13 protein-coding genes are annotated in these 14,855 nt (G+C 64.0%); 12 read left to right on the top strand and 1 reads right to left on the bottom strand.

What is annotated here, in order from left to right:
* Nucleotides 1-26: 26 nt before the first annotated feature.
* From hmpA to AC3RCJ_RS16920, 3 genes are all read left to right on the top strand, one after another.
* Nucleotides 27-1,208: an NO-inducible flavohemoprotein gene (gene hmpA / locus AC3RCJ_RS16930; protein ID WP_492964240.1), complete on the top strand. Its 1,182-nt coding sequence runs from the start codon at nucleotides 27-29 to the stop codon at nucleotides 1,206-1,208.
* A 150-nt stretch (nucleotides 1,209-1,358) separates the two neighbouring features.
* Complete coding sequence (locus AC3RCJ_RS16925; RefSeq protein ID WP_492964241.1) at nucleotides 1,359-1,667, top strand: DUF485 domain-containing protein; 309 nt, start codon at nucleotides 1,359-1,361, stop codon at nucleotides 1,665-1,667.
* Entirely contained in the window at nucleotides 1,664-3,349 is a 1,686-nt protein-coding gene (locus AC3RCJ_RS16920) for a cation acetate symporter (protein ID WP_492964242.1), read from the top strand. Before AC3RCJ_RS16925 ends, AC3RCJ_RS16920 begins: the two co-directional genes overlap by 4 nt.
* Before the next feature lie 75 nt (nucleotides 3,350-3,424).
* Here AC3RCJ_RS16920 and AC3RCJ_RS16915 read toward each other — a convergent pair whose 3' ends face one another.
* Nucleotides 3,425-3,880, bottom strand: coding sequence for an RrF2 family transcriptional regulator (locus AC3RCJ_RS16915; protein WP_492964243.1), 456 nt, complete (start codon nucleotides 3,878-3,880; stop codon nucleotides 3,425-3,427).
* On the opposite strand from AC3RCJ_RS16915, the gene AC3RCJ_RS16910 reads away from it, so the two are divergent.
* The 9 genes from AC3RCJ_RS16910 (at nucleotide 3,879) to AC3RCJ_RS16870 (ending at nucleotide 14,800) form a co-directional block, all read left to right on the top strand.
* A complete protein-coding gene (locus AC3RCJ_RS16910; protein ID WP_492964244.1) occupies nucleotides 3,879-4,040 on the top strand; it encodes a hypothetical protein in 162 nt (53 codons plus the stop codon). The genes AC3RCJ_RS16915 and AC3RCJ_RS16910 overlap by 2 nt on opposite strands.
* A gap of 204 nt (nucleotides 4,041-4,244) precedes the next feature.
* Nucleotides 4,245-6,998: a phosphoenolpyruvate carboxylase gene (ppc, locus tag AC3RCJ_RS16905; protein WP_492964245.1), complete on the top strand. Its 2,754-nt coding sequence runs from the start codon at nucleotides 4,245-4,247 to the stop codon at nucleotides 6,996-6,998.
* 32 nt (nucleotides 6,999-7,030) lie between these two features.
* Nucleotides 7,031-8,041 (top strand): type I glyceraldehyde-3-phosphate dehydrogenase, encoded by a 1,011-nt coding sequence (gene gap / locus AC3RCJ_RS16900; protein ID WP_492964246.1) that lies wholly within the window; start codon nucleotides 7,031-7,033, stop codon nucleotides 8,039-8,041.
* Nucleotides 8,042-8,131: 90 nt separating this feature from the next.
* Complete coding sequence (gene pyk / locus AC3RCJ_RS16895) at nucleotides 8,132-9,592, top strand: pyruvate kinase (protein ID WP_492964247.1); 1,461 nt, start codon at nucleotides 8,132-8,134, stop codon at nucleotides 9,590-9,592.
* Nucleotides 9,593-9,748: 156 nt separating this feature from the next.
* Nucleotides 9,749-9,928, top strand: a complete 180-nt coding sequence (locus tag AC3RCJ_RS16890) for a hypothetical protein (protein ID WP_492964248.1) — start codon at nucleotides 9,749-9,751, stop codon at nucleotides 9,926-9,928.
* Between the two features lie 76 nt (nucleotides 9,929-10,004).
* Nucleotides 10,005-10,499 (top strand): DUF3617 domain-containing protein, encoded by a 495-nt coding sequence (locus AC3RCJ_RS16885; protein ID WP_492964249.1) that lies wholly within the window; start codon nucleotides 10,005-10,007, stop codon nucleotides 10,497-10,499.
* A gap of 148 nt (nucleotides 10,500-10,647) precedes the next feature.
* Nucleotides 10,648-11,154 carry a sigma-70 family RNA polymerase sigma factor gene (locus AC3RCJ_RS16880; RefSeq protein ID WP_492964250.1) on the top strand — a complete coding sequence of 169 codons (507 nt, stop codon included), beginning with the start codon at nucleotides 10,648-10,650 and terminating at the stop codon, nucleotides 11,152-11,154.
* Entirely contained in the window at nucleotides 11,151-12,116 is a 966-nt protein-coding gene (locus AC3RCJ_RS16875; protein ID WP_492964655.1) for a FecR domain-containing protein, read from the top strand. Before AC3RCJ_RS16880 ends, AC3RCJ_RS16875 begins: the two co-directional genes overlap by 4 nt.
* Before the next feature lie 185 nt (nucleotides 12,117-12,301).
* Nucleotides 12,302-14,800, top strand: a complete 2,499-nt coding sequence (locus tag AC3RCJ_RS16870; RefSeq protein WP_492958279.1) for a TonB-dependent siderophore receptor — start codon at nucleotides 12,302-12,304, stop codon at nucleotides 14,798-14,800.
* Nucleotides 14,801-14,855 lie beyond the last annotated feature (55 nt).

Genomic DNA, 14,855 nt, shown 5'->3' with positions numbered 1-14,855 from the left:
CTTTCAAATTCATACAGGAGTTTCACATGCTGACCCCAGAACAACGCGCCATCATCACGGCCACCGTCCCCATCCTCGAGCAGGGCGGCGAAACGCTGACCCGCCATTTCTACAAGAACCTGTTCCGCGACTATCCTGAAGTGCTGCCGTACTTTAACCAGGCGCACCAGCACAGCGGCGAGCAGCAGCGGGCGCTGGCCAATGGCGTGTTGATGTACGCCAAACATATCGACCGGCTCGAGGCGCTCGGCGAGCTGGTCTCGACCATCGTCAACAAGCACGTGGCGCTGCAAATCCGCGCCGAACACTATCCGCTGGTGGGCGCCAGCCTGCTGCAGGCGATCCGCGAAGTGCTGGGGGCGGACGTGGCCAGCGACGCCGTCATCGACGCCTGGGGCGCTGCCTACGGCCAGCTGGCCGATATCCTGGCCGGCGAGGAAGGGCGCATCTACAAGGCGCAAGCGGCCGCGCCGGGCGGCTGGAGCGGCGCGCGCGACTTCACCGTGCGCAGCAAGACGGTGGAAAGCGACGAGATCACGTCCTTCCTGCTGGCGCCCGCCGATGGCCAGCCCGTGCTCGACTTTGCGCCCGGTCAATATATCGGCGTGGTGGTGACGGTCGACGGCGTGCCCATGCGCCGCCAGTACTCGCTGTCGGCGGCCAGCAACGGCCAGACTTACCGCATCAGCATCAAGCGCGAGCAGGGTGGCAAGGTGTCCAATTTCTTCCACGACCACGTGCAGGCGGGCGACACCGTGCAGCTGACGCCGCCATCGGGCGATTTCGTGCTGAGAGATGGCGACAAGCCGCTGGTATTGATCAGCGGCGGCGTGGGCATCACGCCGACCCTGGCCATGCTGACGGCGGCCCTGCGCGGCAAGCGCCCCGTGCATTTCATTCACGCGGCGCGCAATGGCGGCGTACATGCGTTCCGCGCGCAGATCGATGCGCTGGCGGCGCAGCATCCCCAGCTCAAGCGTTATTACTGCTATGCGGAACACGGCGCCGGCCAGGCGGCGCCGGACGCCGTCGGCTTGCTCGATAAGGTCAGCCTCGGCAACTGGCTGCCCGCATCGCGCGACGTCGATGCCTACTTCCTCGGGCCGCAGCCGTTCATGCGCGCCATGAAGGGCTATCTGCGCGAACTGGGCGTGCCGGAAGCGCAGACGCACCATGAATTCTTCGGTCCCGCATCGGCCTTGAACTGAGCCTGGCGGCACCCGGCACGGCGCTGTTGCGCCGGGTGCCGCCAGCGTGAAAAAAAATCGCCTGGCGTAAGGGGCGGGTAAGGCTGGCCCCGTATTGTGGAATCAAGCTCGACAAGAAAAGAGCAGGTTTTTACATAACGGAGGCAACACATGCATGACGATCTGGTGCAACAAATCAAGCGCGACCCCAATTATCATCGGCTGGTCAAGGTGCGCTCGCGCTTCGGCTGGGCCCTGACAGGCCTGATGATGGCGGTCTATTACGGCTACATCCTGCTGATCGCCTTTGACAAGGAATTTCTTGCTGCCAAGACGGGCGCCGGCGTGATGACCTGGGGCATGCCGATCGGCCTGTTCGTCATCGTCTTTACCGTGGTGATCACCGGCATCTATGTGCGCCGCGCCAACAAACAGTTCGACGACTTGACGCAAGCCATTCAAGCGCGGGTGCAAGCATGAACGGCGCCACCTTGACGCAACGCAAACTTTCCTGCCTGGCAGCCCTGGCCTTGCTGGCGGGCGCCAGCGGCAGCGTGCTGGCGGCCGGCGCCGACCTGGGCCAGGCCGTCAAGCAGCCGACCAACTGGACGGCCATCATCATGTTCGCCGTCTTCGTCATCTTCACCCTGTTCGTCACCAAGTGGGCGGCCAAGAAGACCAAGTCGGCGTCCGATTTCTACACGGCCGGTGGCGGCATCACGGGCTTCCAGAATGGCCTGGCCATCGCCGGCGACTACATGTCGGCCGCATCGTTCCTTGGCATTTCCGCCGCCGTGTTCCTCAACGGCTACGATGGCCTGATCTATGCCATCGGCTTCCTCGTCGGCTGGCCCGTCATTACCTTCCTGATGGCCGAGCGCCTGCGCAACCTGGGCCGCTACACCTTTGCCGACGTGGCAGCCTACCGCTTCAAGCAGGCGCCGATCCGCATTTTCTCCGCGTCCGGCACCCTGGTCGTCGTGGCCTTTTACCTGATCGCGCAGATGGTGGGCGCGGGCCAGCTGATCAAGCTGCTGTTCGGCCTCGAGTACTGGATCGCCGTGGTCCTGGTCGGCTCCCTGATGATGATCTACGTGCTGTTCGGCGGCATGACGGCCACCACCTGGGTGCAGATCATCAAGGCCGTGATGCTGCTGGGCGGCGCCACCTTCATGGCCGTGGCCGTGCTGGCGCAGTTCAACTTCAGCCCGGAAGCGCTGTTCGCCAAGTCCGTCGATGTGCATGCCGCCAAGGAAGCCATCATGGGTCCCGGTTCCTTCATCAAGGACCCGATTTCGGCCATCTCCTTCGGCATGGCGCTGATGTTCGGCACGGCCGGCCTGCCGCACATCCTGATGCGTTTCTTCACGGTGCCGAGCGCCAAGGAAGCACGCAAGTCCGTGTTCTGGGCCACCACCTGGATCGCCTATTTCTACATTTTGACCTTCATCATCGGCTTTGGCGCCATCGTGCTGGTGAGCACCAATCCCGAGTTCAAGGATGCGGCTGGCAAATTGCTGGGCGGTAACAACATGGCGGCCGTGCACCTGGCCAAGGCTGTCGGCGGCAATGTCTTCCTCGGCTTCATGTCGGCCGTCGCGTTCGCCACCATCCTGGCCGTCGTGGCCGGCTTGACCCTGTCGGGCGCGTCGGCCGTCTCGCACGATCTGTACGCCACCGTCATCAAGAAGGGCAAGGCCACGGGCGCCAACGAATTGAAGGTGTCGCGCGTGACGACGATCGTGCTGGGCATCATCGCCGTGGTGCTGGGCATCGCCTTTGAAAAGCAGAACATCGCCTTCATGGTCTCGCTGGCCTTCGCCATTGCCGCCTCGGCCAACTTCCCCGTGCTGTTCATGTCGGTGCTGTGGAAAGACTGCACCACGCGGGGCGCCACCATCGGCGGCTTCCTGGGCTTGACGACGGCCGTGGCGCTGACGGTGGTGTCGAAGTCCGTGTGGGTCGACGTGCTCGGCCATGGCGAAGCGCTGTTCCCGTACGCGTCGCCGGCGCTGTTCTCGATGACGGCCGGTTTCGTCGGCATCTGGCTGTTCTCGGTGCTCGACAAGAGCCCGCGCGCGCGCATCGACCGCGCCGGCTACGAAGCGCAGCAAATGCGTTCGGAGACGGGCATCGGCGCGGCAGGCGCCAGCGCGCATTGATGTTTTAGGTAATTACTGCAGGAAACAATGCCCGGTTCGCCGGGCATTGTTGTTTTTGGCGCGCTTACCTGACCCTTACTTGGCCACGCGCAGGGGAATCACGCCCGCCGCCAGCGCGGGCGCGCCCGGCGCCGCTTCGAGTATCGAGGCCAGCGTCACGGTGTCGAGCACGGCCAGGAAGGCGGCCGTGGCCTGGCCCAGCTTGGCTTTCAGCAGGCAATCGGGCGTCAGCGGGCAGGTATTGCCGTCCTTGTTGAAGCATTCGGCCATGAAGAAATCGTTTTCCGTCTCGCGCACCACGGTGCCGATATTGATCTCGGCCGGGTCGCGCGCCAGGCGCAAGCCGCCGTTGCGTCCGCGCACGGTTTCCACGATACCCGACAGGCCCAGCTGGTGCACCACCTTCATCAAATGATTCTTCGAGATCGCATGCAGGTCGGCGATGTCCTGGATGGTCACCAGGCGGTCGCGGTGCACGCCCAGGTACATCAGGGTGCGCAGGGTGTAGTCGGTATAGGCGGTCAGTCGCATGGCGCTTGTGGTTGTGAAGATGTGGATGACATGCCTGTTTCAGGACGTCGCCGCCAGCATACAGGAAAAGCGCGCCGCCGCCGCCCGCGGCGTGAGCAATCTGCCCCTACTTTCACGCATGGAAAGACAAAAGCAGATTGCTTTTCGCTTAAATGCGTAGTAAATTTTCATATTGTTGCCTCGGCAAATAGCTTATATGCCCTGTAAAGCTTCTTGCGCATGGTTTTGCTTGATTAGAATCAAGGGGATGGTGAAACATTGAGGTAAATTTACTACAAATCCGACGATGGGCGTTTCCCGCCACGGGAAACGCGTACTACGCAATCTGTGCGGTGCCGCCGTGGCCGCCCCAGGAATGAATACCATGCAAATGAATGAAGTGAAAGACGAGCTGCTGAGCAGCGATATCCGCCAGCTGGGCCGTCTGCTGGGCGACGCCATCCGCAGCCACCTGGGCGACCCTGCCTTCGAGCGCATCGAACACGTGCGCCAGCTGGCCATCCGTTTCCGCCGCGATAACGACGAAGCGGCGCGCGCGCAGCTGTCCGCTGCGCTGCAGGCGCTGTCGCAGGAAGAAACCACGCAATTGACGCGCGCCTTCAGCTATTTCTCGCTGCTGGCCAACATTGCAGAAGACCAACATCACATCCGCCGCACGCGCGCCCATCTGATCGCCGGTTCGCCGCCGCGCCAGGGTAGCCTCGGCCATGCCGTCGGCAATGTGTTTGACGCGGGCAAGGCCGACGCGCTGGAAACCTTCTTTGAAGATGCGTTCGTCAGCCCCGTGTTCACGGCGCATCCGACGGAAGTGCAGCGCAAGAGCATCCAGAATTGCCAGATGGCCATCGCCCGCCTGTTGAGCGAGCGCGACCGGGTGCAAATGACGCCGGAAGAGGCGCAGCAGAACGAGGAAGCGCTGGGACGTGGCATCGTCACCCTGTGGCAAACGCGTTTGTTGCGCACGAGCAAGCTGTCCGTCATGGACGAGGTGGCCAATGGCCTGTCGTTCTACGACCACACGATCTTGCGCGAATTGCCGAAATTGTATTCCTCGCTGGAAACGATGCTGGCCCAGCGCGATGCCCGCTGGGAAGATGCGGAATTGCCCAATTTCATGAAAGTGGGCAGCTGGATAGGCGGCGACCGCGACGGCAACCCCTTCGTGACGGCCGACATCCTGCGCAGCACCCTGCAGACGCAGGCCGACAAGGTGCTCGACTTTTACCTCGGCGAATTGCGCAAGCTCGCTTCGCAACTGTCGCTGGCGCAAATCCTGAACGCCTGCAGCGAACCGCTGCGCGCGCTGGCCGAGCGTTCGGCCGACGCCTCGCCGCACCGCGTGGACGAGCCGTACCGCCGCGCCCTGCACGGCATCCATGCGCGCCTGGAAAGCACGCGCGTGGTGTTGTCTGGCAAGGGCAAGCAAGCGGACGGCGTGCAGCCCTATGCGACTGCCGCCGAGCTGCTGGCCGACCTGGACGTGGTCCAGCATTCGCTCGTCAGCAACGGCTTGCGCGCGCTGGCGCGGGGCCGCTTGCGCCAGCTGCGCCGCGCCGTGAAGGTCTTCGGCTTTTCGCTGGCGCCGCTCGATCTGCGCCAGAATTCCGACGTGCACGAGCGCGTCGTGGGCGAACTGTTCGCCGGCGCCCAGCCGGGCCTCGTCTACCTGGACCTCGACGAAGAGCAGCGCATCGCCGTGCTGCTGGCCGAGCTGGAGTCGCCACGCCTGCTGGCGTCGCCGTATGCGCAGTACTCGGAAGAAACGACGTCCGAACTCGACATCTTCCGCGCCGTGCGCGAGGCCCACGTCAAATACGGCAAGGAATCGGTGCCGAACTGCATCATTTCCAAGGCGGCCAGCGTCTCGGACTTGCTGGAAGTGGCCTTGCTGCTGAAGGAAGTGGGCTTGCTGCGCCAGGACAGCCGCGCAGTCGACGTCAACATCATTCCCCTGTTCGAGACGATAGACGATTTGCGCGCCGGCCCCGCCATCATGGCGCGCGCCTTCGGCTTGCCGTTCTACCGTGGTTTGCTGGCGTCGCGCGCGGACCAGCAGGAAGTCATGCTTGGCTATTCGGACAGCAACAAGGACGGCGGCTTCTTGACCTCCGGCTGGGAACTCTACAAGGCCGAGATCGAGCTGGTGACGGTATTTAAAGAATATCAGATCAAGCTGCGCCTGTTCCACGGCCGCGGCGGTTCCGTCGGCCGCGGCGGCGGACCCAGCTACGAAGCCATCCTGGCCCAGCCGGCCGGCGCCGTGCAGGGCCAGATCCGCCTGACGGAGCAGGGCGAAGTCATCACGGCCAAATATGCGAACCCGGAAGTAGGGCGCCGCAACCTGGAAGTGCTGGTGGCCGCCACCATCCAGTCGACCCTGCTGCCGCAGGCGCAGCTGCAGCCGAAGGCCTCGGCCGGCGCAGGCCACCTGGCCGCGATGGAAGAGCTGTCCGGCACGGCCCTGAACGCCTACCGCGACCTCGTCTACGGCACGGACGGCTTCGAACAGTATTTCTGGGAATCGACGGTGATCGCGGAAATTGCCGCGCTGAATATCGGCAGCCGTCCCGCCTCGCGCAAGAAGTCGACCTCGATCGAGGATTTGCGCGCCATTCCCTGGGTCTTGAGCTGGGCCCAATGCCGCTTGATGCTGCCGGGCTGGTTCGGTTTCGGTTCCGCCGTGCAAGCCTACCTGGCCGCCCATCCCGCCGATGGGGCGGACGTGCTGCGCGGCATGTACACGGACTGGCCCTTCTTCACGTCCTTGTTGTCGAACATGGATATGGTGCTGGCCAAGAGCGACATCGCCATCGCCGGCAAGTATGCGGAACTCGTCAAGGACAAGGCCCTGCGCGAGGCCATCTTTACACGCATCCGCGCCGAATACGCGGCCACCCTGGATGCCCTGAAGCTGATCACGGGCCAGGAAGAGTTACAACAGGCCAACCCGCTGATGCAGCGCTCGATACGCAACCGTTTCCCGTATATCGATCCGCTCAATCACGTGCAGGTGGAGCTGTTGAAACGTTTCCGCGAAGGTAAGCAGGATGCGGCGGCGCGCACGGGCATCCATTTGTCGATCAATGGTATCGCCGCAGGACTTCGCAATAGCGGTTAATTGATTCATTCAAACAATATCAAGGAGACAGCATGACCATCAAAGTTGCCATCAATGGCTATGGCCGCATCGGCCGCAATGTCTTGCGCGCATTTTACGAAGGCGGCAAGCAGCAGGATATCGAAATCGTCGCCATCAACGACCTGGGCGACGCCAAGTCGAATGCGCATCTGACGCGCTACGACACGGTGCACGGCAAGTTTCCCGGCGTCGTCACCATCGATGGCGAGAACATGCTCGTGAACGGCGACCGCATCCGCGTCTTCGCGCAGCGCGACCCGGCCCTGATACCGTGGGGAGAGTTGGGCGTGGACGTCGTGCTCGAATGCACGGGTTTCTTCACCACCAAGGAAAAAGCCTCGGCCCACCTGAAGGGCGGGGCAAAGAAAGTCATCATTTCCGCGCCGGGCGGCAAGGACGTGGACGCCACCATCGTGTTTGGCGTCAACCAGCATGTCTTGAAGGCATCCGACACGGTCATCTCGAATGCCTCGTGCACGACGAATTGCCTCGCGCCATTAGTCAAGCCGCTCAACGACGCCATCGGCATCGAATCGGGCTTGATGACCACCGTGCACGCCTACACGAACGACCAGGTACTCTCCGACGTGATGCATGAAGACTTGCGCCGCGCCCGCTCGGCCACGCATTCGATGATTCCCACTAAGACGGGCGCGGCGGCCGCCGTCGGCCTCGTCTTGCCGGAACTCAATGGCAAGCTCGATGGCTTTGCCGTGCGCGTGCCGACGATCAACGTCTCGCTGGTTGACCTGTCCTTCATCGCCAAGCGCGATACCACGGTCGAAGAAGTCAACGCCTTGCTGAAAACGGCGTCGGAAGGCGCGCTGAAAGGCATCCTCACTTACCAGACGGAACCGCTCGTTTCCATCGATTTCAACCATAACCCGGCCTCGTCGAACTTCGATGCGACCCTGACCAAGGTCTCGGGCCGCCTCGTGAAAGTGTCGTCGTGGTACGACAACGAGTGGGGCTTTTCGAACCGCATGCTCGACACCACGGTCGCCCTGATGGCGGCCAAGTAAGAAGAACCAGCGCTGATCCAGCGCACCAGGACGGCCGGCCCACAAGGCCGGCCCTTGCAGCAGCACGAACCTTATAGAAAGCAGCACACCATGACCATGCAAGTACAGCAACGCGCCACCAAGATCGTTTCCACCATCGGCCCCGCTTCGAACGATATCGATACCCTGGTCCGCATGTTCAAGGCGGGCGTCGACGTCGTGCGCCTGAACTTCTCGCATGGCAAGGCGCAAGACCATATCGACCGCGCCCGCATGGTGCGCGAAGCGGCAGCCCTGTGCGGCCGCGAAGTGGCCATCATGGCCGACTTGCAAGGGCCAAAGATTCGCGTCGGTAAGTTTGAGGAAGGCAAGATTTTCCTGGAAAACGGCGCTTCCTTCATCCTCGACGCGAAATGGGGCGAACACGGCGAACTGGGCAACATCGAGCGCTGCGGTCTCGACTACAAGGAGTTGCCGCGCGACTTGCGCGCCGCCGACGTCTTGCTGCTCAACGATGGATTGATCGTCTTGACGGTCGACAAGGTCATCGGCAGTGAAATCCATACGACCGTCAAGATCGGCGGCGAATTGTCGAACAACAAGGGCATCAACCGCCAGGGCGGCGGCTTGTCCGCGCCCGCGCTGACGGCGAAGGATATGGAAGACGTCAAGACGGCGATGAGCTTCCAGGCCGATTACGTAGCCGTCTCGTTTCCGAAAAACGCCACCGACATGGTGATGGCGCGCCAGCTGGCCAATATCGCCGGTGAAGCGTGGGACCACAAGCCGATGATGATCGCCAAGATCGAACGGGCGGAAGCCATTCCCGCGCTGCAAGAGATTCTCGACGCGTCCGACGGCATCATGGTGGCGCGCGGCGACCTGGCGGTCGAGGTGGGCAATGCGGCCGTGCCGGCCTTGCAAAAGCGCATGATCAAGATGGCGCGCGCGTCGAACAAGCTGGCCATCACGGCCACGCAGATGATGGAATCGATGATCGTCAACGCCGTGCCGACGCGCGCCGAAGTGTCCGACGTGGCCAATGCCGTGCTCGATGGCACGGACGCCGTCATGACGTCGGCGGAAACGGCCTCGGGCCGCTACCCGATCGAAACGGTGGAAGCGATGGCCGCCATCTGCCTCGATGCGGAAAAATGGGATACCTGCAAGCTGGACGCCGATTTCCTCAACGCCACGTTCTCGCGCATCGACCAGTCGATCGCCTACGGCGCCCTGTTTACGGCCCATCACCTGCGCGTGAAGGCCATCGCCACCCTGACGGAATCGGGTTCCACGGCCCTGTGGATGAGCCGTTGCAACATCGACATCCCCATCGTCGCGCTGACCCCCAGCGTGGGCACGCGCCGCAAGCTGGCCCTGTACCGCAACGTCAGCACCCTGGAACTGACGTCCGGCACGGACCGCGACAAGGTCTTGCAACAGGCGGAAGACTTGCTGCTGGAACATAAGGTCGTGACCAAGGGTGACACCGTGGTGCTGACCTGGGGCGAGCCGATGGGCAAGGTCGGCGGCACGAACGCGCTGAAGATCATGAAGATCGGCCAGCATTGACCATCTCGCCGGCCGCCAGCCGCCTGCACGCTTAAGAATGGCTGAAAGATAGGCCGTTGGCCGCCCGGCGCAAGGCAGATGCCCCATCTGCCATTGCGCTGGCCGCATTTCCGTGTCAGCATGGTTTTCCTGCCTGCCAAGGCGTATCCGGAGTGCATGATGACTGACTACTTGCCTGCCTTGATCTGGTCGCTGTCGGCCTTCGCCTGCCTGTTCATTGCCAAACGCCGTTCCTTGAAGACTACGGCGGTGCGGGCCGTCCTGGTAGTCTTGCTGGGGCCGCTTGCCATTCCCTTCGTGCTGGCTGCAAAGCCGGATCAAGGCAAGCTGGCCTGACCCAGGCGCCGCTAAACGTGCGGCCGGTACGCTTGTGCCTTTGCTATATTTTCATCTTTTAGCAGAGGGCATACCCATGAAGCGCAGCGCGACCCTGTTCCTGATGACTATTCTTCCCCTGTGCGGCGCCACGTTCGCCACAGCGGCCGAGCCGGTGCAGCGCCTGCAGCGCGCCACGGGCTTGTGGAAGGTGACGCCCGCCACCTCGCCGTTTTCCTGGGAAATCTGCGTGGAGCAGCAACACGACCGCCTGATCGATGACGACTTGTGGAGCGATTTCGAGCAGGAATGCCAGATCGAGTCGCAAAGCCGCGAGGGCGACACGTACCAGTTCCAGTCCAGCTGTCCCGGCGCCAGGCTGGCCGGCAGCTTCAAGGGCGACCTGGCCAGAGCCTACACCCTGGTCGCCGACACCACGATCGAACTGAACGGCAAGACCGAGGTGCAGCGCACCGAACTGGCGGGGGTGTTCCAGGGCGCTTGTCCGGCCGCACTGGCGCCGGGCGCGAAGAAAATGCGCGGCGGCATGGTGATGAAGAGCTTGTATCTCAATCGCCAGGCGCCGCGCTGAAACAACAGTTTCCAGGGACAGGCAGGCGCCGGCATTGACGCCGGAGGCAATGATTTGTGATAATGAGAATTATTATCAATTGAGTCGCTTGTCTTGCGGCCGGCCAGCATGCTGGCCGCGCCTTGCCTTGAGCGCATCGGAGTCCCTAGTGAACATTGCGCATTCGAGCGAAACCATAGCGGGTATCTATAGCGACCATCACGGCTGGCTGATGCGCTGGCTGCGCGCCAAGCTGCAGTGCGCCGACCATGCGGCCGACCTGGCGCAGGATACCTTCCTGCGCTTGCTGACGGCGCCGCCAGACGGCCGGCAGACCTTGCGCGAGCCGCGCGCCTACCTGACGACGGTGGCGCAGCGCCTGCTGATCGACCACTACCGGCGCCTGTCGCTGGAGCAGGCGTGGCTGGAAACCCTGGCGCAGCAGCCCGACCTGCTGATGCAGTCGCCGGAAGAGCGTTTGCTGATCCTGGAAACCCTGCAGCGCATCGATGCCATGCTCGATGGCTTGCCGCCGCTGGTGCGCAGCGCCTTTCTGCTGGCCCATGTCGACGGTCTCGGCTACGCGGACATCGCGCAGCGCCTGGGCGTGAGCGAGCGCAGCATCAAGCGCTACATGGTGCAGGCGTTCGAGCGCTGCATCCTGCTGATCCTGTGAACACCATCGACCCGGGCGCCGCCCGCGCGGCGGCGCAATGGCTGGTGCGGCTGCACGGCGGCCCCCTGACGCCGGACGAGCAGCAGGCCTTCCAGGCCTGGCGCGCCAGCGATCCCGCGCATGAGGCGGCGTGGAAACGGGCCGAGCTGGTATGCCGCACCCTGGCAGGCGTGCCGCCCGCGCTGCGCCAGACGGCCGATGCGGTGCCGCCGTCGCCGCGCCGGCGTGCCGCGGTCTGCGGCCTGGCCGGGCTGATCGCGGCCGGCCCGGCCCTGTGGCTGGCCAGCCAGACGGCGCCCTGGCAGGCGTGGCGCGCCGCCATCCGCACGGCCAGGGGCGAAATCCGCCACCTGGCATTGGCCGATGGCACGCAACTGGTGCTTAATACGGACACGGCCATCGACGTGCGCTTTGACGGCGCGGCGCGGCTGGTGGTCTTGCATGCGGGGGAAATCCACGTCGCCACGGCGCCCGACAGGGCCGAGCCGGCGCGTCCCTTCCTCGTGCACAGCAGCAATGGCGCCGTGCGCGCGCTGGGCACGCACTTCAGCGTGCGCCAGGGCGGTACCTTGCTGGCGCCGCGCACGCAGGTGAACGTCAGCGAGGGCGCCATCGAGATCCGGCCGGCGCTCGCGCCCGACGCCTTGTGCACGGTGCATGCGGGCCAGCAGGGCAGCTTCGACGATCGCGCCGTTGCCCCTTTGTCGCCGCTGGCGCCGCATGCGGGCGCGTGGCTGCAGGGCGTGCTGGTCGCCGAACGCATGCCGCTGGGCGAGGTGCTCGAGCAGGTGGCGCGCTACCGCCATGGCGTGATCCGCTGCGAGCCGGCGCTGGCCGCCATGCCCGTGGACGGCATCTTCCAGCTGAAGGACCCGGACAACATCCTGGCCTTGCTGCAGCGCTCCTTGCCAATACGCCTGCACAGCCGCACGCGCTACTGGATCAGCGTCGAGGCGGCGTGAACGTGTCGGCTTGCGCGTGGCCTTGCCACGCTAAGCTGGCCTACGTTTGTCGGGTATGGCAGGTCGGTTCAGCCCGCAGGGCGTAAGCCGACATGCTCCAATTTACTACTTGCCTGTCCCTTTTTCCGGATTGCTCCGTCATACAAGGTAGAGAAAGAACAATCCGAACCATCGAAAGGGTCCACATGGCTGTGCAGCACCGCTTATTCTCACCATGGACGCCACCGGCGCTCCATCCCACCACCGGCGCCGTGCGCGCCGCGCTGGTCTTGCTCCTCGCCGTGGGCGCCGCCGGCGCCAGCTTGCCGCAGGCGGCGCTGGCGGCCGAGTCCAGCCCGGCCGCCAATGTGCGCGACTACAGCATTCCGGCCGGCAGCCTGCGCGGCGCGCTGGCCTCGTTTGCCATCGCCGCCGGCGTCAGCCTGTCCACGCAGGGCGTGGCGCTGGACGGCCTGGCCACGCCGGGCTTGCAGGGACGCCATGGCGTCACGGCCGGCTTGCAAACGTTGCTCCAAGGCAGCGGGCTGGAAGTGGTGGATGGCGGCAGCGGCAACTACCTGTTGCGAAAAATCAATACCAACGTGGCCGATGGTGGCCTGGACAGCATGCCCGCCGTGGTCGTCAGCGCCGAGGCAGACCGTGGCACGGAAGGCACGGGGCTGTATACATCGCGGAATATGTCGACGGCCACGGGCTTGAACCTGTCGCAGCGCCACACGCCGCAAACGGTCAGCGTGATTTCGCGCCAGCAAATGGAAGATTTCGATTTGACCACCTTGCAGGACGTGGCACGCGCCACGCCCGGCCTGTATGGCAAGACGCAGGGCGTGTCCGACCAGGAAACCACGTATTTTGCGCGCGGTTTTGCCTTGAGCCACGTGAATGTCGATGGCTTGCCGCTCGATGTCACGGGTTTCAATGAGCGCAATGTCTCGGCCGACATGCTGATGTACGACCGCGTGGAAGTGGTGCGCGGCGCCACCGGCCTGATGGAAGGGGCGGGGGCGCCGTCGGGCAGCATCAACATGATACGCAAGCGCCCCACGGCCACGCCCCTGCTGAATGCGTCCGCCCACCTGGGCAGCTGGAACGACCGGCAATTGACGGTGGACGCCAGCAATGCCCTGAATGACTCGGGCAGCGTGCGCGGCAGGGTGGCGGCCAGCTGGCGCGACAGCGACAGCTTCGTCGACGTGGTCAACAACACCAATGGCACCGTGTATGCGATCATCGAGGCGGACCTGACGCCGTCGACCACGGCGGCCATCGGTTTTTCGCGCCAGCACAGCCGCACCGACGGCGTCTTCGTCGGCTTGCCGACCTTGCCCGACGGCCGCCACATGGACTTGCCCCGCTCGACTTTCCTGAACAACGCCGACTCGTTCCAGAAGCGCGACAACAACGTCGTCTTCGCCGACCTGGAAACGCGGCTGGAGCAGGGCTGGCGCAGCCGCTTTGCCATCACGCACATCGATGCCTCATCCTCGACGCGCAATACCACCAACAGCCGTGTCGATGGAGAAACGTATCTGCTGGAACAGTCTGAAACGGGCTGGAAGTACAACACGCAACAAGTGGTGGCCGACTGGCGCCTGAGCGGTCCCGTCACCTGGTTCGGCCGCCAGCATGACGTCATCGTCGGCGCCAGCTACCGCCATGACGATTCGGACGCGGGCCAGAGCTGGGAAGGGGCGGAAACGCGCGTGTTCGATCTGCGCCAGTGGAATCCCCATGCCTACCCGATGCGCGGCGCGCCGTTCGAGCCCTACAACTGGGGCCGCAAGACGGACGAGAAGGGGATTTATGCGGCCGGCAACTTCAGCCTGGCCGATCCGCTGCGCCTGGTGCTGGGCGGGCGCTTCGGCTGGTATGCGCAGGATGTCACGGGCTGGTATTCCACCAATCCCGCCTGGCGCCGCAGCCTGACAGAAAACGCCAAGTTTACGCCGTATGCGGGCATTGTTTATGATGTGGATCAACATCATTCCCTGTATGCGAGCGGCACACAGATCTTCCAGCCGCAAAGCGTGCTCGATGTAAAGGGCAATACCTTGCCGCCGTTGAGCGGCACCAACCTGGAAGTGGGCGTCAAGGGAGAGTATTTTGGCGGCAGGCTCAATGCCAGCGGCGCCTTGTTCCGCATCAAGCAGAATAACCGCGCCATGGCCGACGAGCTCAATTGCCCGACGGGCGGCGCCATCTATTGCGCCCGCGCGGCCGGGCAGGTAAAGAGCGAAGGCGTCGACTTGCAGTTGTCGGGCTCGCCTCTGCCGGGCTGGCAGATCGCGGGCGGCTACACCTATGTGCTGGCCAAGTACACGAAAGATAGCGTGGCGTCGAATATCGGCCAGCGCATCGCCACCGATGAGCCGAAGCAATTGTTCAAGCTGTACACGACTGTGCAGCTGGGCGGCAGCCTGGCGCGGTGGAATGTGGGTGCCTCCGTGACTGCGCAGGACAAGATCTACCGCCGCGACACGGCTTACCTGACGCAGCAGGGCGGCTACGCCATCGTCGGCCTGACGGCCGGCTACCGCTTGAGCGAGCAGCTGCAACTGCGGGTGAGTGTCGACAACGTGCTCGATCGCCGCTACTACCAGGGCCTCGGCTATGCCTGGTCGGGCGGGCTGGAACGCTACGGCGCGCCACGCAGCGTGCTGCTGTCCCTGAACTACAAGCTGTAGCCGCTGCGCCAGCAGAGCGCGCCTGGCGGGGGCGCCTCTGCTACACTGCCGCCGT

It is taken from the genome of Janthinobacterium sp. GW822-FHT07H11, assembly GCF_058798615.1.
Note: the sequence above shows the minus strand (reverse complement) of the source record. Positions and strands in the feature narration are given on the sequence as shown.

Coding starts and splice junctions, on each gene's coding strand:
- ppc (WP_492964245.1), top strand. CDS start 4,245: ATGCAAATGAATGAAGTGAAAGACGAGCTGCTGAGCAGCGATATCCGC.
- hmpA (WP_492964240.1), top strand. CDS start 27: ATGCTGACCCCAGAACAACGCGCCATCATCACGGCCACCGTCCCCATC.
- AC3RCJ_RS16885 (WP_492964249.1), top strand. CDS start 10,005: ATGAAGCGCAGCGCGACCCTGTTCCTGATGACTATTCTTCCCCTGTGC.
- pyk (WP_492964247.1), top strand. CDS start 8,132: ATGACCATGCAAGTACAGCAACGCGCCACCAAGATCGTTTCCACCATC.
- AC3RCJ_RS16870 (WP_492958279.1), top strand. CDS start 12,302: ATGGCTGTGCAGCACCGCTTATTCTCACCATGGACGCCACCGGCGCTC.
- gap (WP_492964246.1), top strand. CDS start 7,031: ATGACCATCAAAGTTGCCATCAATGGCTATGGCCGCATCGGCCGCAAT.
- AC3RCJ_RS16890 (WP_492964248.1), top strand. CDS start 9,749: ATGATGACTGACTACTTGCCTGCCTTGATCTGGTCGCTGTCGGCCTTC.
- AC3RCJ_RS16915 (WP_492964243.1), bottom strand. CDS start 3,880: ATGCGACTGACCGCCTATACCGACTACACCCTGCGCACCCTGATGTAC.
- AC3RCJ_RS16920 (WP_492964242.1), top strand. CDS start 1,664: ATGAACGGCGCCACCTTGACGCAACGCAAACTTTCCTGCCTGGCAGCC.
- AC3RCJ_RS16910 (WP_492964244.1), top strand. CDS start 3,879: ATGGCGCTTGTGGTTGTGAAGATGTGGATGACATGCCTGTTTCAGGAC.
- AC3RCJ_RS16925 (WP_492964241.1), top strand. CDS start 1,359: ATGCATGACGATCTGGTGCAACAAATCAAGCGCGACCCCAATTATCAT.